This is a genomic window from Chitinophaga sp. HK235, assembly GCF_018255755.1.
Taxonomy (GTDB): Bacteria; Bacteroidota; Bacteroidia; order Chitinophagales; family Chitinophagaceae; genus Chitinophaga.
This window is the reverse complement of the sequence record NZ_CP073766.1, coordinates 7,013,460-7,039,222: the sequence shown is the minus strand read 5'-3', so window position 1 is coordinate 7,039,222 and position 25,763 is coordinate 7,013,460. Positions and strand designations below refer to the sequence as shown.

Genomic DNA, 25,763 nt, shown 5'->3' with positions numbered 1-25,763 from the left:
AATCCCTCAATTTCTAAATCTGTAAAATGACCACGTCCCTTAAAAGAGAACGATATACTCCCTATATCACCTTCTCCCGTAAAGAATGGGCAGAAACCAGCAGCGGCGCACTGTTGCAGCTTCAGGATTATTACGATCTGGAACAACTGCATGGCATGAACGAACCACTCACTCAGGAAGAAATCACACAGATATATCTGCCACTGGCACATCTGCTCAACCTGTATGTGAAATCATCTCAACAGCTGCATAAAGCCACCACCAACTTCCTCGGTAGTCAGGCCCTGAAAGTACCTTATATCATCGGTATCGCCGGCAGCGTAGCCGTAGGTAAAAGTACCACCGCACGCGTGTTACAACGCCTGCTCCAGGCATGGCCCGACCATCCACGCGTAGACCTCGTCACCACCGACGGTTTCCTCTATCCCAACAAAACACTGGATGCCAATAGCCTGATGAATAGAAAAGGCTTTCCGGAAAGCTATGATATCAAAAGACTTATCCATTTCCTCGCCGATGTAAAATCAGGTAAGGAAAGAGTAGCCGCCCCACTCTATTCCCACCTGGAATATGATGTGCTGCCCGGCCAGTTGCAATGGATAGAACAACCCGATATCGTGATTGTAGAAGGTGTAAACGTATTGCAGGTAAAACCACAGCAGCAACAACAAAAAGATCCTGCCGTTTTCGTATCTGATTTTTTTGATTTCTCCATCTATGTAGATGCCGCCGAAAAAGATATCCGCAAATGGTATATCTCCCGCTTCGAATCCCTGCGGGCTACCGCTTTCCAAAACCCGGAATCTTTCTTCCACCGCTATGCACACCTCTCCGATGCAGCTACCGTGGAACTGGCCACCCAGATATGGGAAGATATCAACAAACCTAACCTTGAACAAAACATCGCACCCACCAGATACCGTGCCAGCCTGATACTGGAAAAAGGACATCATCATTTTGTGCAGTCAGTGAAACTGCGCAAAACATAACGGTGATTTTTGTGATGATGGTGATAATCCTGATGAGCGGAGATTTGAATAGAAGATTAAAGCAATTATCAGTGTATAAAAACTAAAACAAAAGACCCATTGATATTTAATCAATGGGTCTTTTGTTTTTAATAATTCGCTTATATCTCCGTGATTAGGAGCATCAGCAAAATCATATTAATCAGCGGCTACGATTATACCCACTCATTAACATGTTTAGCATTGCCCATGCTAATTTCACGGGCAGAAATGGTAAAGGTGATTACCATGGGGTTTTTGTTTTCGTAGTCGAAAGACTCTTCAAACTTTACCAGGTAACCTTCCTTAAATTCCAGGGTTTTTAACTTGGAATCAGTATCTCTTTTGTAGAAGGTGATGGTACCGTCTTTTCTTTCGAAATTGTTTACCATCCATTCAAAGAGATCTGTTTTACCAGTAGATTCTACTGTCATTCTGATACGTCCACCGCGGGTGATGGCAGAAGGGCGGCCAGTAGCGTCAGTTTCCTGGTTGAGATCGTAGGAGACATGTTGAACATTGTAGTTCTCTCCATTTACTGTAAAGATTGATTTGAAAGACATGTTCGGGTTAATTTTTAAGGTTACAATAAAGAAAAATACCTATTAAAAAGGAAAAAGTATGAGCTTCAAATATAAGGTTATTTTCCAATACTGTAAAGAATCCTAACCACTTTTTTGAGACTTAACACACAAATTATAAAATGCAATAAATTAAAGTAGGCGTTTATGTTAGTGGGCGCGGCTATTCAGCAGCAGCATCTGTCTGCAGTTATCAAGGTCTCTGCTCTTGCTTTCCAGCTTGCCGGTGAGGTCCATGACCTGCTCTTTTAATCCGGCAATATTTTGCTGGGCATTCTGCAGCTCGCGCAGTTGTTGTTTGGCTTGTTGTAATGACAGGCACGCCTGTACGACATTATCATACAGTGCATAATGTGTTACCACATCTTTCGGGATGGAATTGCGCATATCTGCCAGAGAGGCGGCAATTACCTGGTCCATGTAATTAGCGTTCTGGTTAGGGAGGTTGATAGAGTCCAGGTTATGTTTCACCTTGTCCAGTTTCTGCAGGAACTCTGCCTGAAACGCCTGCTCCTCGCGGAAAGTACTCAACTCCTTACGCAAGGAGGCATTTTCCCTGGATGGCACCTGGTAGTTGAAAAAGATGGCCAATACAAACAGTGCCACCGTTGTAATAAAAAATAACAGGAACCACAAAAAGGAAACGGTTCTCTCCTGCTTGTTTAATACTTGCATACGAATCTGAGCTTTTAGCTGTGAGCTGTTTTAAATTAAATAAGATGATAACTGCTGACCTTCAGCATTGCTTTTTAGTGAAACCAATAACTACCCAATTATTATAAACACCTGAAGCGGTTTGCTGAAAGCCAGCAGTCATAATAATCAGTCTGTAAAAAACCAGCGTTTGGTTTTATGCTTGCGCAGGTATTCTGAATCTTCTGCCGACTCTTCTTTCACGAAGATGTTGCTGTCCTGCTTGCGGCCGATGTAGTCCAGTCTGCTCAGGCTTTCAAACAGCTTGTTTACCGCCCGTACAAAAGGTATCATGGGTTGCAGGCACTCCCTCACATCCAGATGTTTATAACGGATATTGGCACAATTAACCATCAGTGTTTCCAGTTCTCCCTGACGCAGTTCACACCACTCTGATAAATAATTCAGCAGTTCTTCCTTGCCGGCGCCGGCGCGCAGGTCGATTGCATTTTTCATGGTACGTGCCAGTCCTGCGATGATCTCCAGCATCTGTGCCGGCGGCTGATTCAGCGCCAGCCATCTGAACTGGGTGATGCGGGTACTGAGAAACTGCACCATTTTTTCAGTGATATACAATACTACCAGTGCCAGGTCATTGTTCTGATTACGTCCATAGATTTTCTGTACGATATGTACACCGTAAAGCTCCATCTGTCCGAGGAACTGATCCAGTTCGTAAAACAGGTCTACCAGGGCAGGATGCGCACTGGCAATGCTGCAGGGAGGGATATAATCATCATCCATCTGCGGGCGTCCGTCCGTCACCGTTATCTTGCCTAGTACGGCCTGATAGCTGCCCAGCTGTCCTTGTGGCAACTGCGAGGCAGGAAGTACATAAAGACTGTATTCCGGCGTAGCATATGGCAGCCGTGGCGGATCTTCCTCCAGCAGCGGCTCTCCGCTGGGTTGTCTGTTAAACGGATTTACCTGTATCAGTACATAATAAGTGCTTTCAGTATGTTCGGGGTCCCATGCATAGGTAGCTTCCGGGAAAGTGGTAGCATAACGCAGGGAATGCACCGTATGCTCCGGTATTTCGATGCGGGCGCCGCCAGGTGTCACGGCGCGGCATTCTGTCAGCTTCACGCGCCACTGCTGCTGGTTATCAGTCACAAACCAGCAACGCAGGGACTCCTTATTTTCTGCCTTGGGAGGCAACAGGCCATAGTTCAATGCATTCATGCTGCAGGCAAGCGCATCTCTGATCTGGTCCAGCAACGCATTTTCCGTATCAATAAAATGCTGCTTCTTTATCTTCATCCCGTCTACCCAGTTAACGGGAAAATGTTTTAATGGCTCTGCCATAATAATTCGTTTAGGATAACATAATTCTGTTGCAGATGATCACACTGTTTTCTTTGATCCCGTTCATAAATACTGCCTTTGCCGGATCCAGTGTTTTAGCAGCGCCGAACCATCTGGGCTTGAGATGGAACACCCACCCATAGGCTTGCCCGTTAGTATCCACAAAATCAATGGGTGTATTGGGGTAACGGTCATTATAGTCATTGATGAAATGATAAAACAGGTCACCCAGGTCCATTTTAATAGGCGTACGGGCCCTGAAATAGGTCCGGTTACGGTCACCATGCCCTTTTTCCATTTCAAGCCCTATTACGATCAGATCGCGCATTTCGTCTTCATTGACATCAGGCACCTCCTTATACATGGGATATTGCCACCACTTGTGCACTTTCACCGGGATGGCCATCATTTTCTCAAAGGTCTTATATACAAAGGTGGGCAACACGAAAGAGAACATGCTGGTAAGCATGGGATAAAACAGAAAAGTATCTTTGTCCAGCAACCGGTTGACCAGTACAAACCCAACACCACCAAACAGCCAGATAGCCACAATAAAAGCCAGTTCAGACCCCAGGGTGGTTTCATTGGCCCAGAAACGGGTATACATAAAGTGACAGTGTACTACCCCCAGCCCCAGAAACCATACTTCATAAAACAGGTATTGGTTCATCAGGTTTTTGTGGGTAAACAGGAAAGGGATGGAACTAATCACGGCAAATATCAGCGTCATAATTACTAAATACCACAGTGCCTTCTTTTTAAAGAGACTGAAATTTTTAATATATCTGCTGAGCAAAGCCACTATGATAGATCCTATGGCCATAACGCCGGCCAGCATTAAATAGAATTTTGCGGTGTATCTCATAGCTCTTCCGGTATGTCAGGTTTTTCTTTTTTTAGGGTTCTTAACATATAGCGTTTTTTACGCGTTAACAATGTTAACAAAAATAATTCCACATCGGTACAAAAAAAGCGCTCACAGGAAAAAATTATATCCCATAATACCTTCTTCCGCATGCTGGTCAGACAGGACTACTTCCTTTTCCCCGGCCTGCGGCACCAGAACGGTTTCAATATCAACATCTGCCGCAAACAGGTATCCATAACATGTTTCCAACAGGCGCCCATATGGCTGCCAGGGCAGGTAATCATATATACGTTGCCGTTGCAGCGGCCCTATCGTTACCGTTACCCGGGGCATATCCGTATAAAAAACGTTTCCGGCCATACTATCCACCCCCAGGCACCATTCGCCCAGCGGGACACTCTCCTCGGTTCGTACAGCCTGTGGCGTATGATCCTCCCGGATATCCACCACCTGCTCCAGCACCAGCTGAAGACAAAGCTTTATCATACGGTAGTTGCCGGCTATACGGTGCATATAGGGCAGCAGTTTCACCAGCCTGTTGGCAGCAGCACCGGGCAACCCTTCCGGAAGGTCCCAGAACTGGCTGAACAACTGGTCGGCATCCTTCCCAAATACATCAAACAACAGGTGTTTCTCCCGCTGCTCCAGAAATACCCGCTGCAGAAAGAATTCATTTTCCAGCGGCTGAAAAAAACGCCTCGCCTGTTGCTCCTGCTGCTGTTGCCGTTTATAACGGACTACCATATCCGCAGTGCCGCGTATCTTATGTTGTTCGGAAAATTCATGAAAAAGCCCTTCCGGCAATCTGTCATATAGGCCATCCCGTGATAATGAGAAAAGAATATAGGGCTGATATGGCTGACTGTCATCCAGTTTTACATGAAGAATATCTTTGTTAAACGAACGGGTAAACACATTCTGTAAATGCACCACCACTTCCTCTCTGCGTACCTGGTTATCCAGCAGCTCACCCACAACCACTTCCGCCCTTACATCGTAAGGGAAGTCTGTGACATGTGTGATAACGTCTTCCAGTACCGCAGCCTTCTGGGCGTTGTTTACCATGAGGTTAATATTTTTATTCAGGTCTTTCGGGTTTGGTCTTCAATCTGTTAGCATAACTATCTAATCTCAGCTATTCCTATGGTTATCCGGGCTAACACTTGCCCCAAAAATAGGATTTTGCATTTATATGTGACTTAAATTTTGTAAAAAGAAAAACTCTCCGCTGCCAACAAGGGCAAGTTATCCAAAAAAATATTAAAATTGCAAAAACCAGAAAAACCGATGGCCCCTCGTAAACCCGAAAACGAACGTAAAGTAAATTCATTCAGACCCTTTGGAAAAATTGCCAGCCATGTAGACCCCATGGTACTGTGGACCTTTCTCGGTCTTTTCCTGATCAGCATCATCCTGCTTGCCTTCCAGCTTGACGGCCGTGAAGACTGCACCACCACCGACATTGTACTCAGCAACAAACAACATAGCACCGGTAAAGCCTATACGGTAGGCGAAGTCATCACCTTTAACGCTGAAAACAGCGATAAAAAAAGGACCAGTTTCACCTGGGAATTTGGTGATTCCTCCGCCCGGCAAACAGGTGCCCAGGTATACCACTCTTTTAGTAAGGCAGGTAGTTACATGATCACCCTCACCTCCGGAAAATGCAGCTGGAACAAGGAAGTGATCATCGTAATGGGCGCAGCCGCCACACCGGTAAACGCAGGCCCCGATATCTTCCCTGTTATCGACGGCCCCGGCGAAGTATTTGCAGGCAGGCCTGTTACCTTCACCAACAAAACACCCGGCGCCCGCTCCTGGACCTGGCGCCTGCTGCAGGACAACGCCTCCGCACATAACGGTTCATCTGTCTCCTATACTTTCGCCACTCCCGGAGAAAGGACCCTGTCACTCATTGTGAACGGTGATACTGCTCATATGGTGATGAAAAATATTACCGTATTTCCTGCCAGAGCCAAACAGGCAGAAACACAACTGCCTGATCCCGGCTTCCCACCTCCTCCGCCACCAGTAGAAGAGAAACCCAAAGAGCCGGAAAAACCAAGAGTGCCCGCAGTTTCTGATGACGAGTTCCTGTACATGCTCACACAGGTAACTTCCAAACAGAAAAGCGCCGGCGACTTCTCCAAGTTCCTGTGCGACAATCTGTCTGCCCGCGTATTACTGAACGATAAAGACACAGATAATTTCACCCACTTCTGTTCACGTATATACGGCAAGAAAAAATTCAAGATAGAAAAGGTGAACCTGGTCAAAGATGCGAACGGATGCGTGAAAGAAATCAGGATCATGTATGACCGCAAAAAAGTATTGGGTATTTTTTAAACTACCTGCATGAAAGGGAAATATTATAAGCTACCCATGGACTTCTCCCAGCTGCTGCAGAAAAAAGACGTGCCGGCTGTTACCCTGGAAGAATCCGTAGCACAACATATTCATCTGCTCATCACCACCGTACTGGGGGAGAACAAAGACGACCCCCAGTATGGCTGCCAGTGGTGGGACAGCGATTTTGATATCAAAGCCTCCAACAACGAAGTCAAGGAGCAGATAGAAAACGCTGTTAAATCTTCCGTGCAGCGATACGAAAAAAGGCTGGGACAGATCAGGGTGGTAGCGGCCGTCAACCAGGAAGAGCTGGCGCTAACAGCATCGAAAAAAATGAAAAAAAAGATACGGGTAACCGTTAGCGGCACCCTGGCCAAAAACAACAACCCCTTCCAGTACAGCAGCTATTTCTATATCAGCCCACTGTCATATGATTGATAATTGTTCTTAACCGCATCACATGAAAGAAAAAAAAGAAAGGATAAAAGACCGTATGCTGAAAACCGCTGCACGTCTGTGGGGATACCCCGACGCGGAAGTGGAAACCTCTTTTGACCCCATCGTACAGCTATTGCTTGAAGCCTGTGCCAGTGAACTGGAAAAGATCTCCGGCGAGGTGGACGTATCACATGCCCGGCTGGTGGAGAGACTGGCCCAGATCATGATGCCCGAACCCATTACCAGCAGCCAGCCTGCATTCGGCATCCTGCACGCCATGTCTACCGAGGCAATTGCAGATATTCAGGCCGATCATCAGTTTTATTACCATACCAAAGCCGGACACAATACCCAGGACCTCTTTTTCTCCCCTGTTACCGCCCACCGTTTGTTCAAAGGATCTGTACAATACCTTGCCATCGGCAATAAACTGTACGAGACCCGTGACAACTGGTTCAAGGAACAGGTGCTGCAAGGCCATTATCAGCCCGATACAGCCGCTAACGACCTTTGGATAGGACTATCCCTCGAAGACGCTAAAATGAGCTACGAAGGCATGTCTTTTTTCTTTGACCTTCGTAATATCCATCAGCAGGAAATGTTCTACCATTACCTGCCCCTGGCCCGTTTTTTCATTAACGATACAGAAGTGCCGGTAAAAGCAGGCTACCACCACAGCCGCCCCGCCGAAGAAGAAGACATTGAAAGGATGGTGGAAGTAGCCGTAGATACCAACGCCCGTTATAGCCAGCATGTAATGCAACGGTTTCGCAGGCACTTCCTCACTATAACAGACACGCGTATACATACGCCAGGCAACATGCCTGCATCCCTGGCTCGCCTGTTTGGCCAGGAAGCCGACAAACTTCCCAAAGACCTGCAGTGGATCCGGATAGAATTTCCCGAAGCCCTGCACCATACATTGCTGGAAGACCTGTATTGCAGCATCAACTGCTTTCCGGTCATCAACAAAAAAAACAACGAACAATCACTTAAGCTCAACCGCTACCTCAATATCATTCCCCTGCAAACACCCGATATCTTCTTCGATATCAAAAGGGTTTACGACCTGGAAGGAACGGATTATTATGTGCGCAACTTCTCTACTGCAGGCCAGATGCAGGAAGGTGAACTGGTGGTGCGCAGCAGTGGCATCGGCCGCTTCGATACCCGCGAAGCCAAGGAAGTGATCGCCTATCTGATGGAAGTGGTAAGGGATGAAAGCTCTCTCTTCGAAGAAGTAAAAAATGACTACGTCACTAATCGCATGCGGGAACTGCATCAGCTCATCGCTTCACTGGAAGAACAACTGCAGCCCGGCTCCAACAAAGGAAACATTCCCTATGTAATGGTGAAGCCCAAAGAAAATGCGGCCTACATCTTCATAGAATTTTATTCCACCAATGGTACTGCCGCCAACAATATCCGTATGGGCAGCAAACTGCTGGAATACGGCAGTATACAAACCAAACCCGGCAGCATTACCCTGCTTACCAATACACAAGGGGGTAAAGACCGCTTAAACATCGACGAGAAAATAAACCTCTATCGTTCACACCTGCTTTCGCACAACAGGATTGTGACACCGGAAGATATGAAGGCATTATGCCGCACCATTTTCGGAAAGGAAATGAAGAGTGCCACCGTAGCAAAAGGCGTCAGCCTGCAACCTGGCGGTAATGCGGGTTATGTAAGAACGATTGACATACGGCTTACACTGGTACAGCCGGTGGCCAGCTATCCCGCTGCCAACCTGAATTATCTGAAAGAAGAGTTATTGCTCCAGCTGGAAGAGAAGTCTGCCAACACATTCCCGTTTCGTATATTCATCAATGAAGTACTGATGTGAGCTTCTGAGCTCTGCAACTTCACTTCACCGCCGGTCTTCAACAGATCGAGCGGTACTCCTTTTTTGCCATCGGCAGCGCATAACACAACGGCATTGCCAAAGCCCAGATCAACATATACCCGGTTGCTGACAATCCATCCTTTGCCCGACAGATTGGCATCACGCCCAACATACACACCGTTGGCCTGCATATTATCAAGCATGCGGATGCTGACCAGCTCACCGTCTTTGAATCCGGCATTGTTTTGCAGGCGGGCAGCATAAACAGCTGTTGTTTTCCGTGGCAGCGCTTTTCCACCCACATTGATACGGATGGTATTAAAATCTTTGACATTGCCGGATAGCGGTGTTTGCGGCCTGGCAAATACAGAACCTGTGCTGCCGGATTTGGCAAACACGTTATATCCGAAGCCCGGCATATATAACTCAGGGCTTTCGAACAGTTGTTTAATAGCGATGATTTTGTAGATATACTGGGCCGTTTCGTTGTTCAGCAGCAGTTGATAATAGTCGCTGCTGCCCTGACGGCGGATATTTTTGGAGATATTACCGGCGCCTGCATTATACGCCGCGGCGGCCAGGGTCCATGAGTTTAACTGATCGTGCAATGTCCGTATCAACCTACAAGCCGCATGGGTAGCTTTGATCAGATGGTTTCTTTCATCATAGCCTGCACTGACTGTCAACCCCAGCTCAGCGGCAGTACCGGGCATGATCTGCCATACGCCCTGGGCGCCTACCGGGGAGGTGGCGTTGGTAAGTCCGCTCTCCACGATAGGCAGGTATTTGAAATCCAGCGGCACTCCATACTGCTGCAGGATAGGTTCTATGACGGGAAAAAACATTTCTGCCTTGGAGCGCAATGCCGGCAGGTAGCCCTGGTAGCGGAGGTTTCTTTTGATAACATCCATCAGGCGGAAAGACACAAAATCCCTTTCCATGGGTACCACTTCTCCACAAAAATCTATCTGCTGCGCCATTCCTGTGCACAGCAAACAACAAACGAGCAACACTGTAAGATAGCAGCGTTTCATGCTTTGTTATTTCGTCAACATGTACTTGGGCAGCGTGCTGGCAGGTACATACAATACCAGTTGTGGTTTATTTTCTACCGGTTCCAGCACAATAATGATCTCATCATCCTTTTTAAACGTTCTGGAAGGCACTACAAATACTTCCTGCACTTCTCCATGTGCATCAATGGTACCAGGGCCTTTTTTATACAGCAGCGGCATGGTATGCAACATAGAGGAATCTTTCTTTTCCTTGTGCAGCAGCGTCGCTTTTACGTATTCGTAAGGCTCCTTGTTTTTGTTTTTGATATGGAAGCAGAAGTAATTGAGATCGCTGAGGGTCATGGCTTTGGCGTAGCCAATGCTGACACCTTCCACCTTCACTTCATACTGATGATTCACTTTACTGTCTCTGCGGAAATCTTCTGCAATCACGCTGACAGTGACCGTATCCACGCTGATGAGCGGCGCGCTGCCGTCTTCTTCCGGAAGTTTGAGGCCAGTGGACTGTTTACCGGAATCCTTGTCGCCACGACGAAGTTCCGGACCAGCGGCTACTGCCGTTTCTTTCGGCTTCTTTGACAACATGTACTTCAGCTTGGATAAATCCACGTTTTCGCGGTAAGCGAGGATCAGGTAATGAATATTCTCCCCTTCCCTGATGATCAGATTGGTAGGCCTGGGAGAGGCCGTTTTAGGCCTTATTACCGCCATATTACCATCTACTATACGGTAGTCATAGTCAGGGTTATTACCATCGCCGATCTGGAATGTGGTGATAGCCGATCCGCTGGTGATAAGGGTAGAGGCGCCCTTTTTGGTCAGTACAGTATCGACTTTCCCTACCGACTGTGCCATTGTTGCCGGGGCTGTTCCTGCAATTAACAAACAAAATAAAATACTGCGCACCGATTTCATTGTCTTAAATACTTAAACGATGTTAGTTGGCTCTCAGGCTGTTCATCTACCTGAAAAACAACCGGAATAAAATTGCTTATTGCCATCACCAGTCAGCGTTGCAGGTCAGTGAAGTTATAAAACCAGACCATTTTTCAACGATGACAGGTGATAGCGTTTCAGGGAGTAATTTTCCCGTTATTTATCCTGCTCATAGGTAGTATCCCAGTCTGCAGCATCATCTCCTTTTTGTCCTTCCATTTTGATGAGGAAGTTTTTGGCGGGGAAGTAAGGCTTCAGATGAATATCCAGGTGGATACGGTCTTTCTGAACAGGGTCCTGTTCAAACCGGCGTATGTTAAAATCTTCAATCAGTTTGTCCGGCCCGGTGATACCATCGAGGAAACGAATGATCTGTTTCATGAGGTCTTTACGGGTGTTGGCGTTGAAGTTTTCAAATGCGCGACGGTTCAGGAAGTCCATCAATACTTTGGTAACGAAGTCGAACACTCTTACTACGGAATAGGTCTGCAGGCCGAGGTTATCGCCGTTGAACAGTGTTTTGGCACTGAAAGCCATTACTTTTCCGTATTCTTTTACCATGGGTACCAGGCCCATTTTTTCGAGGCTGGCGATTTCGCTTTTCTTCAGTTCAAAGCGTACGCCATCTACTTCATTCATGCCGCCGAATTTTTTACCGGCGGTTACCTGCGACATGAGTGTTTTATAGATCTTACCTGCGAGGGCGCCGGAAGGAGGCACATAGAGGTGGTCTTCCTCTCCCACTTCATCAAATTTACCGCGGCCTACGAGCCAGTTGCACGACATGATCACATTGGAGCGGTGTATTTCGCCACCGGTGAGGTTGGCCAGTTCAAACATCTCCATTACGTCGTCCGGAGCATCGAGGTGAGCGAAGTCGGTCACCAGCATCACTTTGTTTTCGTGTGCGATTTTGGCCCATTTTTCCAGCACCTTGTTGGAGCCCAGATAACCGGGTACTACGAGGAGGCTGTAGTTGCTGCGCAGGTCAAGTCTGTCGTAGTTATTCACCAGTTCAGCCTGTACTGCGTCAATAAAGCGGGTGTTATCGAGGTCTTTCAGCTGGTCGAGTTCAACGTTGATGAAAGATATGTTTTTCACTTTGTCAGACTCGGTATTTTTGAAAAACAGTGCTACGTTGCGGTAGGCCTGTTCCAGTTCGCGGGTGCTATCTACGGCTTCGCCCAGGTTTTTATTCAGCACCTGTTCTGATTCTGCAGCGTGGTTATTGCAGAACTCCACCATATCGGGGAGTTCAGTGGCTTCGGAGAGTACTTTTTCCCAGAGGGAAAGTGTTTTTTTGAGTTTATCTCTTTCAGATTTTTTACCTGCTTCCGTGAGAAAGATATTACGGCGTGCTTTGCGTTCGGGGTTGAGGTTCTGTGCTCCTTCGATGGCTGCTTCGAGGAGATCAAAGCCGCCGTATTTGGCCAGTTCCTCCACGTTTTGGGAGAGGCTGGCTTCTTTTTGTGCTGAAGGTTGACCGGCACTTTGCTGGTTTTGCAGTTCCTCGTTTTTCTGTAATTCTGCCATAAGAAATGATATTATGTTCCGGGATAGGGGGAACTGTTAACTATTTTGTATTCAGGTCTTTGAGCATACTGCGTATAGCACTCAGCATAGCCTGTCTGGCATCCGGATCAGCGAGCGCTGATTTAAGGATTTTGTTTGTTTTCAGGTTTTTCATGATTTTGAGGTATTGCTCTTTCTCAGTGGCCAGGTCATTGAGGAAAGCGCTTTGTTCAGTGATGCCTTTTACACCGAAATCGCCGAGGTGGTGGAACTGGAGTTTTTCCGGTACCGGGCGTCCTTCTGCATCATTGAAGCTGACATTCACACTAGGCTTGAAGTGTTCAAAAACGGCTTCCACGGAAGTAAGCCCTTCCACGATTTCAGGCTTTACAGGTGCTTGCTGGGTGAGTTTTTCAGCAAACAGTGTGCGGTTATGCGATATTTCCGCAATGGCTTCATTGGCGTCCAGTTTGACTTCTGTGCCACCAATTCCGTAGTTGTCATTCATAACAAAACATTTTGAGATTTTCCAAATTTAGTAGCGGTGGTTTTGTGTTCCGGGGAGCCGGTTATCAAAAGCCGCTTTATTGTTTGAGGTTTTTTTGCTTTAGTTGATAGACCAGTCCAGTTTGTCATCTTTCAGGTCGAGCGTAACGTTCATATCCTTTTGGAGGCTGCCGTCGATGATCATGCGGGACAGTGGTTTACGGAGCTGGCCTCGGATGACTTCCCGCAGTGGGCGGGCGCCATAGCGGGGAGAGTATCCCATCATGGCGAGGTGTTTCCGGGCTTCCGGTGTAACCGTCAGCGTGATCTGTTGTTGCAGCAGCAGATGCAGGAGATGTTGCAGATGGATATCGAATATCTTTTCCACATTTTCCTGCTGGATGGGGCCGAAAGGCACGATCTCCGTGAGCCTTCCCAGAAACTCGGGCCTGAAGTGGCGGGCCATCAGCTCCATCAGTTGTTGTGATGGCGGGATAACTCCCTGCTGGAAAGAGCTGGCGATGGCGTCGCTACCGATATTGGAGGTAAAGAGCACCAGGGCGTTGGAGAAGTCTCCCGTTTTTCCCAGCCTGTCGTGTAATTTTCCTTCATCCATGATCTGCAGGAAGATATCAAATACAGAAGGATGGGCTTTTTCTATCTCATCGAATAATACTACTGCGTAGGGCTGTTGCCGTATCTTATTGACCAGCAGGCCTCCTTCTTCATATCCAACATATCCCGGCGGCGCGCCATATAACAGGGCAGCCGCATGTTCTTCCTTAAATTCGGACATATCGAAGCGGATCATGCATCGTTCGTCCTGGAAGAGGAAGTCTGCCAGTGATTTGGCCAGTTCTGTTTTACCGGTGCCGGTAGGCCCCAGAAAAAAGAAAGAGCCGATAGGCTGGCCAGGCCTGCTCAGGCCGGACCTTGACTCCAGAATAGCGTCGGCCACGGTTTTGAGGGCATGGTCCTGACCTACTACTCTTTTACGCAGATGCAGATCCATGGCTACCAGGCGCTCTCTTTCCTGCGACTGGATTTTGCCCAGCGGTATACCTGTCATCCCGGCGATGGTGGTGGCCAGGTCTACGGGTGATACGGCAGTATGTTGTACGGATACCACCTCTTCCAGCTGTACCAGCAGCTGTTGCAGGGCAGCTTGTAAGGCGGCGGTATCGGTCATTTTGCTGATTGCAGCATCCATATGCAATTTACCGGACAACAGTGCGCCCAGTCTTTCAGTCATCTGTCTTAAAAACCAATGCAGGTCTTCCGGCTGTAAGTTATCCTTACTGCTGAGGGTTGCCAGTTCCTCTTTCAGTGTCAGCAGCAAAGGGGTTCCTGTGTCCTGCATGGCACGGATACCGGCCATGGTACGGTCCAGCAGGTTGATAGCACTGTCGGGGAGGCAACGTTCCTTCAAGTAGCGCCGGGAAAGACGGATCGCTTCACTGACAGATTCAGAAGGCACCTGCAACCGGTAAAAGCTCTCGTATACAGGCATGACGGCGGCGATCATACGAACAGCCTGTGCTTCATCGGGCTCGTTGAGGTTAATGGTTTCAAAACGATGCCGCAGGATAGCATCAGGCTCTATCAGTTTACGGAAACCTTCGGGGGTAGTGGTACCGATCAGGATGATCTCCCCTTTGCCCAGAGAGGCTTTGATCACATTGGCCATACCGCCGCCGGACTGTTTGTCCAGCAGGGTGTGCAGGTTGTCAATAAAGAGTATATGCCTGCCTGTTTGTTTCAGTTGTTGAATGATCTGAAGCAGTCTGTCTTCCAGTTCATTTTTATAGGCTGCGCCTGCGATAAAGGTGCCGTAGTCCAATGCGTATAAATCGGATGATTGTAACTGCAGCGGTACCTGTTTCCGGGCAATGGCATGGGCCAGCCCCTCCACCAGGGATGTTTTCCCCACTCCTCCTTCTCCTATGATAAGTGCGCTGGCACGGTCCTTACGGGTAAGCACCTCCGTCAGTACACGGATATCTCCGTCTCTTGCAATTACCGGATGGTAAGCTTGCAGTAACTGCGGATCGGTCATACGATATACGTACTTCAGCGATGCCGGTTTCACGGAAGGAGCGGTATGCTGCTGATGGCCACCCTGGCTGTTTTTACCCTGACGACTGGCAGCGATCAGCTGATCGCGGGTAAACGGAAAGGATTTCAGTTGTTCGTAAGAGAAGCCTACACCGGGTGTGCAGAGGGCTATCAGGAGACACCAGGCATCTGTTTCTGACTTATCTGTGTCCTGTGCAATACTTAGGGCTTCCTGCAATACAGCCGCAGCGGCATCATCGGGTTCTGCTTCATCTACGGTGCGGGATGTACGGGGTAATTCATCCAACCTGACTTCAGCCCATTCTTCCAGATAATATACATCAATATCCATCTGATGCAATACGGGCGCAAGGCCTACCTCCTTGTGCATGGCTGCGCGGAGCAGGTGCGCAGGAGCATACTGCACGTGGTGATGTTCTTTAGCAATGGCTTTAGCAATCCTGATAGCGGATTGCAATTCAGCGCTGAATATGGTCAGTGTTGAAAGGGTCATTTGGATGATTCAAGGTTTTTCCAAAACAAAGTTAACAATTACAACTGCACCGCTGCTTAACAAAAGCAGTTGGGTAAAGATACTGCGAAAACATTTACATAAAATTGAAAGTGCAATAAATTCTATCTGGAAGCTAATATTATTTTTTTTACAAACATTTATTTTGAATATAACACTCAAAGGGGAACGACTACCGACACTCATCTAACGTAATACCATAAACGATTTCAGAGATTAGCACTTTCTTTTATTCCATCAAGATAAATTTTATATTTTAAATATTATTCTAATGTATAAATTTTTCATTAAGCTATTTCTCCCCAAAACATAGAAAGGATGTCTACCTATTAAATATGTTATAGTCATTAAATAATCGTCAAAATCATCTACCTAAAATAAATAACAATCACCTACACTATTTATGCAGGAGAATAATTATTTTCGTATCAACCTTTATTGAAAAGACCTCTGACATCCATAAATTAACACCATGGAAAAGACCTTTTGCCCGGAACCAAGCAGCGGCCTGAACTTTCACAGGTCTACCGTTTACCCTTTTCAGTTATAACAATTACTGCAATTATATATCAGCCGTAATGCCTCTTGACAGGACAACCGGATTGTTAACACTAAAAAAACGCATTTTTTTATGTCTTTTAAGGCAGAACTTATCATAGGTGGGAAAACAGCCAATGTGCTGGAGTGTAACTATGGTTTTTCACAGAGTACTGATGCTATTGGCAAACCCAGCACCATGCCCCGTGGCGGCACCATCTCACTGGTACTGGAATCAGCCCGTGAAACAGACCTGGTGCAATGGATGATTTCACCGGAAGAAAAAAGAGATGGCACCATTGTGTTTAAACGCCGTGACCATGATTCCAGCCTTCGCACCGTGGAGTTTACAGAAGGTATCTGTGTACAGTTTCATGAAAGTTACCATCACTCCGGCGCCAGCCCCATGATCACCCATATTGTCATCTCTGCCCGGGAACTTAAAATCGGCAACGTCGCCTTCAAAAGAAAATGGGAGGACTAGGCCATGGAGCATATTCCTGAAAACATCAAGGTGGTGGCCAGGTTTATCCTGACAGCACTGCAGCGTGCCCTGTCAGACATCTCACAGACCGAACAGCAACAGCTGAGTCAGGGCCTCACTGCGATGTCTCTGCACCTGCCGGTTATACTGCTTAACAGCGGCCTCACCAAAACACTGATACCTGCCTCCCACATCTACTGCCAGCTGCAAAACAACCTGTTGGGCGTATATGCACAGGAGATAGGCACCTTCATACTCGATATAGCCAAAGGCAGCATGATCGCCCTTATGCGGCCAACTGTAACGGATACACATCCCACAATACCAGCGCGCCAAAGGAACATGCTCCCTCATCAGCATATTTCTTCTGATGGCTTCATCCACAACGATATCGACGCAGCCCCTCTGGTCATCCATGAACAAAGAGGTGGCTACAGGATCCTCAGCGGGATACTGGATGACTACAACCGGCACCGGGAAACACAGGCTGCAGGCTTTCATCTCAGCGATAATACCTATCGGCCATCATTTTCAGGCGATGCCAGCAAACAACCCTATAAATATTTTATTCCCCTCAACGTGGAAGAGATCAACGGCAGTGGCATTGATCTCAGCAAAACCGGTATCATCAGGGTCAACCCCAGGGACTGATGGGCACCACTTCTTTTATTGATAATTTTTTTTAAACCTGAATACTATGGGTGACGATAAATTTCTGAACAAATCGACAATAGGCATAGAAGGTTATGCCAGTCCGGTGGAGTTTAAAAATGTAACCCTCGAACAGGCAGTCGGCAGCCATCATTACTTCAGTTTTCTATGGCGTCCCGGCCGTTTAAGCAGCGATCTTTCCTATCAGCAGGAAATCATTGAAAAATATATAGGCAAAGGCATTTCCATCAGCTTCGACGACTTCCGCTTCAAAGGCCTTATTACCAGCATGGCGGTTCTTGAAGAAGATGGCGCCGCTGTCGGATTCCAGGTATCAGGCGTCAGTCCTACTATCCTGCTCGATGATGTGCCGCAAAGCACCTCCTTTTATCAGCAATCCTTACAGCAGGTGATCCAGGGCGCCTTACAGGATGCCAACTCCAGCCTGCTTAAAACACAGGTGGTACCGGCCCACAAAGGAACCTTGCCTTACTGTGTGCAATACAACGAAACAGACTTCGACTTCCTCGCCAGGATATCCGCCCGCTATGGCGAATGGATGTATTATGATGGCAATGCCCTGGTGATCGGTGATATACAGAAAAAAGAAGTAAAGCTCACTAAGAATGTGACCCTGCATCAGCTGAAAACCGTAGCTGCCATTACACCACAGCGGATCAACTACGTGTCATATGATATGCTTAAAGCATCTCCCCTGAGCGAAAAATCACAGAAAGCAGCAACCGGTTCCCATCCACTGATGCACCTGTCTGCCGCCGCCTCCGACGACCTATACAGCTCTTCTTCCCGCAAACAAACGTTTGTACATCACGGTTATACCCAGGATGAACTCAAACAGGTAAAGGAGGTGCAGAGCAAAGCAACAGCAGCAGCCTTTGTACGGGTAAGCGGTATCAGCGAGCTGCCGGTCATGCCCGGCCAGCGCATCAGCATTGCAGGCGACAGCGGACAAAGCGCCTACACCGTTATATCCGCCACACATCATGCCAGCACACCCGGCAACTACTACTGCTCTTTTACTGCTATTCCCGCAGATGTAAAAGTGCCACCATATAGTAATCCGCATCTGGTGCCCAAAGCAGATATGCAGAGCGCCATCGTGAAAGACAACAACGACCCCGAAAAACTGGGAAGGGTAAGAGTACAGTTCTTCTGGCAGCAACAGAATGATATGAGTCCCTGGATACGCCAGGCATCCCCCGCCGCCGGCGGTGGCACCGGCTTCCACTTTGTACCTGAAGTAGGAGAAGAAGTAGTAGTGGGATTTGAAGGTGGCAATGCCGAAATGCCTTTTATACTGGGCAGTAAATTCAATGGCAAAGCCAAAAGCGGCTATGGCGATGCGCAAAACAATATGAAGGCCATCAAAACCCGCAGTGGCAACCTCATTCAGCTGGATGACAACACCGGCAGCGTCACCGTCACCGATAAAAATGGTAGCACCATGATCATGGACGGCTCCGGCAATATCACTGTAAAATCACAAACACTGGTGACCGTTAAAACCGAAGATAAAATTGTGGTGGACGCACCTAACAAGATAGAGTTCCTTTCCAAGGAAATACATCTGAAAGGCACTAAAAAAGTGATCATCGGTGAAGGGGCTGCACAAATCACGGTAGACAATGAATCCAATAAAATTGTCAGCGGCGCCGACAAAATAGAATCTACCGCAGTAACATTACATGACATGAAAAGTAATGCCAACATGAAGATGAGCGCGCTGCATCACCAAACAACCGGCGAGACACAGGTATCTATAGAAGGCACAAAAATTAAAGTCAACGGAAACGCGACCACTGATATTAACGGTGGCATGGTAAACCTCAACTGCTGATGAACGAACATAATCCGATAGCACTGGAGATTAACAAAATACAGTCACACTGGCGCAAAGCTGTCACCGGCAAAGAGACACTGCGTCTGGTACGCCTTATGATACAACCCGAAGAAGCCAGACTATACGAAGGATTCTTCAAGCTGGAATCTTCTCCCCATGGGCAGCTGGATGAAGTATTTGTCACCCACCTGACCTCTTTTGACGACGAAGACACCTTTAGCGCAGCCATTATCAAAGACTGGCTGGAAACATACGATAACAGTACCGAATTGTTGCAGTCCATGCAGGAGAAAGGCAGCACACTGCAATGGGATGCCACTCCTTACCGGCAGCTATCTTCCTATCAGCCACAGGACAAACTGTTGTTACAGCTATTACAATCTTTCCGCGAAGCATTGCCCCATCAGCCCAGGGAACTCGTGCTGGCATTACTTCCCCGGCAGGTAAGTGATACCCGTAGCTTTACCAGCTGGCTTACCCGCCTGCTTAAAACCGGTATCCCCGCCGGTATAAAACTCACTGTGGTAGATCATGTAGGGAAAGACTATCTGCAAATCAATGACCGTCCATTTCCCGGACAGATACTGTCTATGCATATTCCACTGCAGTTGGCCGATGCCATCCAGAAACTGGCTACTGCAGGCAATCCCAACGATCCGGAAATATCTTTCCGCAAATGTCTTTTTGAAATGGGCAATGCGGCCAAAGACAAGGACCTTCAGCGTATGCACTACTGGGGCCAGCGTATGCTCGACACTACGCAGAGAAGCGGCAATAAAGGACTATTTGCTACTGCCCATCTTTCTTATGCGGGTATGTTATTTAATTTCAAACGTGATCCATTGCTTCCGCAACTGCTGGAAAAAGGCGCGCGTATTGCCAAACAGGGCTTACAACAGGGAGATGCGGCATGTCTGTCGCTGTTGATACAGGCTTATGGCTACCAGGGGGCCTATGCACAAATCAGGCGCAACTATTCCACTGCTATCGACTGGTACCAGCAACAGGCTGTACTGGCCGAACAGCATCAGTTTCTTCCGCAAGCCGTTATGGCCTGGTATCTGGCCGTAGACATCAGCCGGCGCAAAGACAGCAGCCGTTATTACCCATTGCTGGAAAAGGCCTACCAATCTGGTATTCCCATGACCGATGATGAGGTAACCTCTTCAGTATATAGTTTTATTGCAGCCGACTATTACAACTACGCCTATACGAATAAACTCACTTCCATCGTACAGGAAATCAACGAAAGGATGATCCGTATATTTGGCAAGGACTGGAAGGAAGAAGTAGATAAACTGAAAAAATCCAAAGTCCAGGCATTGATGCAGCCACAAATACTGGAGGAAGAAGAGGAAGAAGCATAACACTACACTAACTTAGATGGCTATACGTATTTTACCTGTATCCTCAGGAGCGGGTAAAAGCTGTTGATGTCCAGATCTGACCGTTCTGCTGCAGGTCTTCTATTATCTGCAGGAGGTGAACCAAATCCATATAATAATTAGTCAGTACCCGCCGGTCGGCCAATGATTCCTGCAGCCCTGCTTCAAAGTAGTCGTGGCCATGGCCAATACCGATATAGATACGGTTGTTGTAAAAAGAAATAAACAATGGTGCCTGCGAACGTTCCTGCAGCCGGATAATACGTTCCTGCAATTCGGAAGTCAGCAGCTGCTGTGCTTCATCCGGGTCTTTGGCGAAGACGATAAACAGCCGGTTGAAAGCGGTATCAGAGGCAGTCACCTTTTTCCCCAGGTTCCAGGTTTCAATATATTCAGCCTCCGTATTACCGGAAGACAGCAGGTTGTCAGCCATAGCACTGCGGGAGACTATATACACTGGTGCGTTGAAATAACGGGGAAACTGTGCCACAAACCAGGTCCCTTCAAACACTACATCCGGCCCCAGTCCGCGCAGGGTTAGTGCCGGCATACTGGTGACTTTCAGATCGCAACATTGAAAGCTCATCTCTCCTACTTTGCCAAATACCTGATCATTCCCGCTGACGTTATAGTCTTTTCGCGCAAAGAGGCCACTTTCCGTAAATTCATCGTAACTGGCATGGTTCAGGGGTTGATAGGTGAAGGTTGGGTTGATGAAGGCGACGATCGGTTTCACCACTGTATTTTTGAAGTCCTGCTCATAATCTATCATTTCCTGTGCGCCTTTCTGCTGCAGCATGTAGCGGCGAATTCCAAAACTCAGTGCGAGGGTGAGGATGATACCACCGACGAGGTAAAGGATGACGCTTGTTGAATTGACCTTGGTATGTTCCTCCTGGGGGATCACGACCCACATCAGGAAGATAAAAAACAGGATCATCGGTAATACGCCGAGGATACGCATACGGCGTACCCAGGCACGGCCGGCCAGGCGTCGTGTCTCCAGTTGCTGCAGCTGAGTCTGCAGTTGCTGATCTACAAATGCATTAAATTCTTCGAGTGTTTTCATACTGTTATAACAGCCTGTGGGCAGTGTTGTTTAGTTAACAGACCAGTTGGCGGACGGGTTATTTCCTACAATGGTACCGGTTGGAATATTGCTGACAAAAGCCCGGAAAGGTTGTACATTTTCTTCGGACAATGGTAGTTTAAAAGTCTTTCTGCCGGGGCCGATTACAATCTGTGCATATTCCATAGGGAAGAGTCTTATACGGATCAGGCGCAGTGGAAGGATCAGTTTATAATCAGTATAGGTCTGGAGGTTGCTGATGGTTTCTCCTTTACCTAAGAGGTCTGTGAATTCATCTATTTTCTGCAGTCTGTTTGCTATTTGTACCAGCATGATGGCATAAGGCACGACTGGTCCGACAGCCATTAGTCCCAGCATTAATTTCAGGATCAATGGTATTTCAGCGCCGCTTTTTGCCAGGGTGTTGATCACCAGTGCCAGTAAGATCAGCGCCGCTACTTCTGCGGTGATCATGGCTGTATATAGCTGCTTTTTATCTTTATCGTGGATGGCGGTTAAAGTTGCCTTAAGTTCCTGTAGACTTCTCATATGGTTACAAATAGTTTTTCAATACATCTAAGGGGTGATCTAAAGCCTGGTCCTGGAAAAGCTCCGGGGTTACCGAAGGATGGGTCAATTCTTCACCTGGCGAAGTAAAGTAAAAAGCATGAAACGGCAAAATTGCCTGTTATTCTTTTGTGACAACAGGCGGGAAAGCGAAGTCTTTCCAGGCTTCTTCGGCCTCCTGCGGTGTGATATCACCGTCGTATACCATTACGCGATAGGTAAGCGTATATACATTGCCGTTAGTAATCTTCCATGATTTCATTTTAGTAGGAGAATAGTTCAGCATCAGCTCGCCGCCTTCCATATCTTCGGGCCAAACCCGGAGTGGTTCGGGGGAGTCATAGTTGGTGGGAGCGTTCATGATGAGCAGGCCGGCTTTGCCTTGTGGAGTGGTACCGGTGATTTTCACCCAGCGTGCGCGGGTGCTGTCGGCATTCTTACGGGTTTTGCCTTCGGAGGTGAGCATTTCGCTTGTTTTAGCGGTGAAGGCAGGAGTAGTACGCAGACCAAATCCGCCTCCATAGCGGTATTGCAGCAGGGTAACAGCGCTGTCACCAGCACAGCTGAACACGGAGCTGAGGTCCCAGCAGCGGCGCCGGCCCTGATGGGTGGCAGCATAGGCACGTACTTTCCAGGTTTCGTTGATGGCTGTTTTTTCTGTACCGTTTTTAAGGAAGGCGACATGTTCCTGCAGGGCGTTAAATCCGCACCATACGTTGCCGGAGGTAATCGTTTCCATTTTTACAAAGCGTACTTTTCCTTCTTTTTTCTGTACGTTCCAGAAGTCTGTTTCGCGGCCTTCAAAGAGGGTATGTGTCCAGGGGTTCCAGATGCCCATGTGGTGGCGATGTCCGGCATTGGGGAAGGCATTGGTGAGTACGGCGCCGTTGGGGGCCCACAGCGGATGGATAAAAGCACTGCGGCGGTAGACGGTATCGCTGCCGGCTGGCGGTTCAACGGTAGCGTAGTTGTATTGCAGTATTTGCTGAGCACCTTCCTGCAGGATAAGTGCACCGTTTTTGTCTGTGATGTGCATAAGAGCCGTGGTGGTAGTTTTGCGGCTGCCTTTTTTCAGTTCATAAAAACGTTTGGTGCCGGCGGGTGTATGTCCGCTGAGGACCCACCATACTTCTCCGTCGGCTGTACTAACGTTGACAGGCACACGTTTTTTACCGGTTACCTCTTCCATTACCAGGGTGGTGGCATCAGCCGGGTTCTCCAACCGGATGTGAACAATACTGTTGTTGCGGTCTGTTGGTCCTGCTTGTACGGTATAGCGGGCGATGACCTGTGCGGAGGCCGGGAATACTGCCAGCAGTAAGCCCAGCAAGAGTAATGGCGTGGAATAAGTATTTGTTTTCATAACAAAGCAAACGTTTGCAGAACAAAATACACTTTACTTCTTCACCATGCAAGTACCGTGCGTAGTAACGCTGCATTATTGCAACAGGAGTTTTGCCGATTCTCTCAGGAATACCTTTGTGACCGGGGTTGATTGGATAAGGATGATAACAGGAATTATCTGCCGGTTATCGTCAGGTGGCCTTGTGTGCATGAGCTTATTGGGATACCTGCTGATTATCTTTATTAAACCTTATGCTCATGGCGTTTATCGGGATAATGATCACTGCAGAAAGTACTGTTGGTTATCCCTTTAATTTAATACATTTGATACTTTAATGAAGGAATAATGAAGGATTTATGGCAACCCCGATCATTCATATGCTGACAACGAAACTAATTATTACCAATAAAACGGCTTTACAAAAAAAGTATGGAGAACATCACCAGGAGATACTGGATGATCTGAAGGCCTTACAAGCATTTGATGCCGGCAGGCAGCTATCCACCCAGCTTATTTTTCTGGATGATGCCGCGCAGATGCAGGCTTGTCAGTCTACACCCATAACGGATGTGGCGGACGAGGCACAGCACAAAAAAGCGATCGATGACCTGTACCGCTTCTACTCTCCCGGCTATATCATGCTGCTGGGAGCCCAGGATGTTATTCCATTCCAGCGGTTAAAAAACCTGCTGACAGGAGGTAACGATCCTGACAGTCTTATCCCCAGCGACCTGCCCTACGCCTGTGATGCCACTTACGATACAGACCCGGGCAAATTCATAGCCCCTACCCGTGTGGTAGGCAGGCTGCCGGACATTCCAGGCATGACCGACCCCGCCTATCTGCGATCGCTGATCAAAGATATTCTGCAAATGACACCATTGCCATCCGGAGAATACCGGCCTTATTTTTCGGTGAGCACTTTCGACTGGCAGGATTCCACTCAACATAGCCTGAAAAACATTTTCGGTGATAACAGCAGCCTGGTATTGTTTCCAGGTACTGATTCACTGAATGGCACCAACTGGACGCAGCAGATGACGCCTAAAACCCATTTTATCAACTGTCATGGTGCTATCTATAATCCGGGTTATTACGGTCAGAAATCCAGCGATTTCCCGCTGGCCATGCGATCAGACACCATCACCGGGAAACTGAGTGCCGGCACAGTAGTGGCAGCGGAATGCTGTTATGGCGGCCAGTTGTTTGACCCACAGAAAAACGGCGCCAAACTGATGAGCATGGCCAACAGTTATCTGCTCAACCACGCCATTGCCTTTGTAGGGGCTTCCAATATCGCCTATGGTCCTCCAACCGGCCAGGGCCTGGCCGACCTCCTTACGCAGTTCTTTCTGATCAATGTGCTCAACGGTGCCTCCACCGGCAGGGCCTTGCTGGAAGCGCGGCAACGTTTTCTTCACGAAATGGGCCCCACACTCGACCCATTCGAATTAAAAACAGCAGCCCAGTTCTATCTGCTCGGAGATCCTTCCCTGCAACCGGTGATCAACGATAAAGACCCCAGTACAGACGGGCAGTCACAGCCCTTTGTCAATACCGTACAAAACAGACGCGACAACCTGGAAGCCAGAGGCAAAATGCTGGACGACTTTATCTCCACCCCTCACCATACAGAAGAGATACAGGCCACTGATCCTGCACTGGAATCAGCCATGTACTCATTACTGGGGGAAAAACAATTTAATGCGCCATCTGCTGCCAAAACATTTGTCAGCCGTAAAAACGGCCACCAGCCCGCTACACCAACGGGCACGTCCATGCCATCTGTAAAATTTCACGTATTTTCGGAATCTGCAGTGAATGGCGAACGTATCAGCACCAAAGTGCTGGTAGTAAAAGAAAAAAACAATCAAATACTGGGGTATCGTGAATATGTCAGCAGATAATCATCAACAGGAAAAAAACAGCATACGCCTCACCGGTCGCCTCGTGCTACGCACCTTTGGCAAACAAACCAAAAGTGAGCACCTGGCCGTGTACCTGGTCACCGACCAGGGCGAATACCTGATACGTCCCGCCAGCGCCAATCCCTTCATGAACAACCCGCTCATGAAACTGGCCGGCAAAACCATCATTGCAGAAGGATATATCGTGGATTATGTCTTCCTTGCCAGATCATGGGAAGAAGAAGAGGAATAAGATCCTCGCAGGATGCTAGTATTTTAGCGGTTTTTTATTACTTTGGCCAGGAATGAGTCCCGCACGCGTGGATTGAC

23 protein-coding genes are annotated in these 25,763 nt (G+C 47.8%); 10 read left to right on the top strand and 13 right to left on the bottom strand.

Features of this window, described 5'->3' with window-relative positions:
* Nucleotides 1-26 precede the first annotated feature (26 nt).
* Nucleotides 27-989: a type I pantothenate kinase gene (gene coaA, locus KD145_RS26935; protein WP_212002908.1), complete on the top strand. Its 963-nt coding sequence runs from the start codon at nucleotides 27-29 to the stop codon at nucleotides 987-989.
* Between the two features lie 194 nt (nucleotides 990-1,183).
* Here the strand turns inward: coaA and tssD (KD145_RS26930) are convergent, their stop codons facing one another.
* From tssD (KD145_RS26930) to KD145_RS26910, 5 genes are all read right to left on the bottom strand, one after another.
* Entirely contained in the window at nucleotides 1,184-1,570 is a 387-nt protein-coding gene (gene tssD / locus KD145_RS26930; RefSeq protein WP_212002907.1) for a type VI secretion system tube protein TssD, read from the bottom strand.
* 168 nt (nucleotides 1,571-1,738) lie between these two features.
* Nucleotides 1,739-2,263, bottom strand: a complete 525-nt coding sequence (gene tssO, locus KD145_RS26925; protein WP_212002906.1) for a type VI secretion system TssO — start codon at nucleotides 2,261-2,263, stop codon at nucleotides 1,739-1,741.
* Between the two features lie 147 nt (nucleotides 2,264-2,410).
* Nucleotides 2,411-3,586, bottom strand: coding sequence for a hypothetical protein (locus KD145_RS26920; protein WP_212002905.1), 1,176 nt, complete (start codon nucleotides 3,584-3,586; stop codon nucleotides 2,411-2,413).
* Between the two features lie 10 nt (nucleotides 3,587-3,596).
* The gene (locus tag KD145_RS26915) at nucleotides 3,597-4,451 is read right to left on the bottom strand and encodes a TssN family type VI secretion system protein (protein ID WP_113614714.1); all 855 of its coding nucleotides are present in this window, start codon (nucleotides 4,449-4,451) and stop codon (nucleotides 3,597-3,599) included.
* 111 nt (nucleotides 4,452-4,562) lie between these two features.
* Nucleotides 4,563-5,519: a hypothetical protein gene (locus tag KD145_RS26910; RefSeq protein ID WP_212002904.1), complete on the bottom strand. Its 957-nt coding sequence runs from the start codon at nucleotides 5,517-5,519 to the stop codon at nucleotides 4,563-4,565.
* Nucleotides 5,520-5,720: 201 nt separating this feature from the next.
* Between KD145_RS26910 and KD145_RS26905 the strand changes: the two genes are divergently transcribed.
* The 3 genes from KD145_RS26905 to KD145_RS26895 are packed head-to-tail and all read left to right on the top strand — an operon-like array spanning nucleotide 5,721 to nucleotide 9,090.
* A complete protein-coding gene (locus KD145_RS26905; RefSeq protein WP_212002903.1) occupies nucleotides 5,721-6,800 on the top strand; it encodes a PKD domain-containing protein in 1,080 nt (359 codons plus the stop codon).
* A 9-nt stretch (nucleotides 6,801-6,809) separates the two neighbouring features.
* On the top strand, nucleotides 6,810-7,241 hold the full coding sequence (locus KD145_RS26900) for a GPW/gp25 family protein (protein WP_212002902.1): 432 nt from the start codon (nucleotides 6,810-6,812) through the stop codon (nucleotides 7,239-7,241).
* A gap of 22 nt (nucleotides 7,242-7,263) precedes the next feature.
* Nucleotides 7,264-9,090 carry a type VI secretion system baseplate subunit TssF gene (locus tag KD145_RS26895; protein WP_212002901.1) on the top strand — a complete coding sequence of 609 codons (1,827 nt, stop codon included), beginning with the start codon at nucleotides 7,264-7,266 and terminating at the stop codon, nucleotides 9,088-9,090.
* On the opposite strand, the gene KD145_RS26890 is transcribed toward KD145_RS26895, so the two are convergent.
* The 5 genes from KD145_RS26890 to KD145_RS26870 all read right to left on the bottom strand — a co-directional run bounded on the left by KD145_RS26890 (nucleotide 9,000) and on the right by KD145_RS26870 (nucleotide 15,609).
* Nucleotides 9,000-10,124: a lytic transglycosylase domain-containing protein gene (locus KD145_RS26890; RefSeq protein WP_212002900.1), complete on the bottom strand. Its 1,125-nt coding sequence runs from the start codon at nucleotides 10,122-10,124 to the stop codon at nucleotides 9,000-9,002. The genes KD145_RS26895 and KD145_RS26890 overlap by 91 nt on opposite strands.
* Before the next feature lie 6 nt (nucleotides 10,125-10,130).
* Nucleotides 10,131-10,961, bottom strand: a complete 831-nt coding sequence (locus tag KD145_RS26885) for a hypothetical protein (RefSeq protein WP_212002899.1) — start codon at nucleotides 10,959-10,961, stop codon at nucleotides 10,131-10,133.
* A 237-nt stretch (nucleotides 10,962-11,198) separates the two neighbouring features.
* A complete protein-coding gene (locus KD145_RS26880; RefSeq protein WP_212002898.1) occupies nucleotides 11,199-12,575 on the bottom strand; it encodes a DUF5458 family protein in 1,377 nt (458 codons plus the stop codon).
* A 40-nt stretch (nucleotides 12,576-12,615) separates the two neighbouring features.
* A complete protein-coding gene (locus KD145_RS26875) occupies nucleotides 12,616-13,062 on the bottom strand; it encodes a hypothetical protein (protein WP_212002897.1) in 447 nt (148 codons plus the stop codon).
* A gap of 99 nt (nucleotides 13,063-13,161) precedes the next feature.
* A complete protein-coding gene (locus KD145_RS26870) occupies nucleotides 13,162-15,609 on the bottom strand; it encodes an AAA family ATPase (protein WP_212002896.1) in 2,448 nt (815 codons plus the stop codon).
* A 649-nt stretch (nucleotides 15,610-16,258) separates the two neighbouring features.
* Here KD145_RS26870 and tssD (KD145_RS26865) point away from each other — a divergent pair.
* The 4 genes from tssD (KD145_RS26865) to KD145_RS26850 are packed head-to-tail and all read left to right on the top strand — an operon-like array spanning nucleotide 16,259 to nucleotide 20,527.
* The gene (gene tssD, locus KD145_RS26865; RefSeq protein WP_212002895.1) at nucleotides 16,259-16,648 is read left to right on the top strand and encodes a type VI secretion system tube protein TssD; all 390 of its coding nucleotides are present in this window, start codon (nucleotides 16,259-16,261) and stop codon (nucleotides 16,646-16,648) included.
* Nucleotides 16,649-16,651: 3 nt separating this feature from the next.
* Nucleotides 16,652-17,299 (top strand): hypothetical protein, encoded by a 648-nt coding sequence (locus KD145_RS26860; protein WP_212002894.1) that lies wholly within the window; start codon nucleotides 16,652-16,654, stop codon nucleotides 17,297-17,299.
* 46 nt (nucleotides 17,300-17,345) lie between these two features.
* Nucleotides 17,346-19,157 (top strand): type VI secretion system Vgr family protein, encoded by a 1,812-nt coding sequence (locus tag KD145_RS26855; protein ID WP_212002893.1) that lies wholly within the window; start codon nucleotides 17,346-17,348, stop codon nucleotides 19,155-19,157.
* The gene (locus tag KD145_RS26850) at nucleotides 19,157-20,527 is read left to right on the top strand and encodes a hypothetical protein (protein WP_212002892.1); all 1,371 of its coding nucleotides are present in this window, start codon (nucleotides 19,157-19,159) and stop codon (nucleotides 20,525-20,527) included. The genes KD145_RS26855 and KD145_RS26850 overlap by 1 nt, the downstream gene beginning before the upstream one ends.
* A gap of 43 nt (nucleotides 20,528-20,570) precedes the next feature.
* Here KD145_RS26850 and KD145_RS26845 read toward each other — a convergent pair whose 3' ends face one another.
* The 3 genes from KD145_RS26845 to KD145_RS26835 form a co-directional block, all read right to left on the bottom strand.
* A complete protein-coding gene (locus KD145_RS26845) occupies nucleotides 20,571-21,614 on the bottom strand; it encodes a DUF3137 domain-containing protein (RefSeq protein WP_212002891.1) in 1,044 nt (347 codons plus the stop codon).
* A gap of 30 nt (nucleotides 21,615-21,644) precedes the next feature.
* Nucleotides 21,645-22,163, bottom strand: a complete 519-nt coding sequence (locus KD145_RS26840; protein ID WP_212002890.1) for a hypothetical protein — start codon at nucleotides 22,161-22,163, stop codon at nucleotides 21,645-21,647.
* A gap of 139 nt (nucleotides 22,164-22,302) precedes the next feature.
* On the bottom strand, nucleotides 22,303-23,544 hold the full coding sequence (locus tag KD145_RS26835) for a PmoA family protein (RefSeq protein WP_212002889.1): 1,242 nt from the start codon (nucleotides 23,542-23,544) through the stop codon (nucleotides 22,303-22,305).
* A 338-nt stretch (nucleotides 23,545-23,882) separates the two neighbouring features.
* Here KD145_RS26835 and KD145_RS26830 point away from each other — a divergent pair, with 338 nt between their 5' ends.
* On the top strand, nucleotides 23,883-25,433 hold the full coding sequence (locus tag KD145_RS26830; RefSeq protein ID WP_212002888.1) for a C25 family cysteine peptidase: 1,551 nt from the start codon (nucleotides 23,883-23,885) through the stop codon (nucleotides 25,431-25,433).
* Nucleotides 25,414-25,686 (top strand): hypothetical protein, encoded by a 273-nt coding sequence (locus KD145_RS26825; RefSeq protein WP_212002887.1) that lies wholly within the window; start codon nucleotides 25,414-25,416, stop codon nucleotides 25,684-25,686. Before KD145_RS26830 ends, KD145_RS26825 begins: the two co-directional genes overlap by 20 nt.
* Nucleotides 25,687-25,763: the final 77 nt, after the last annotated feature.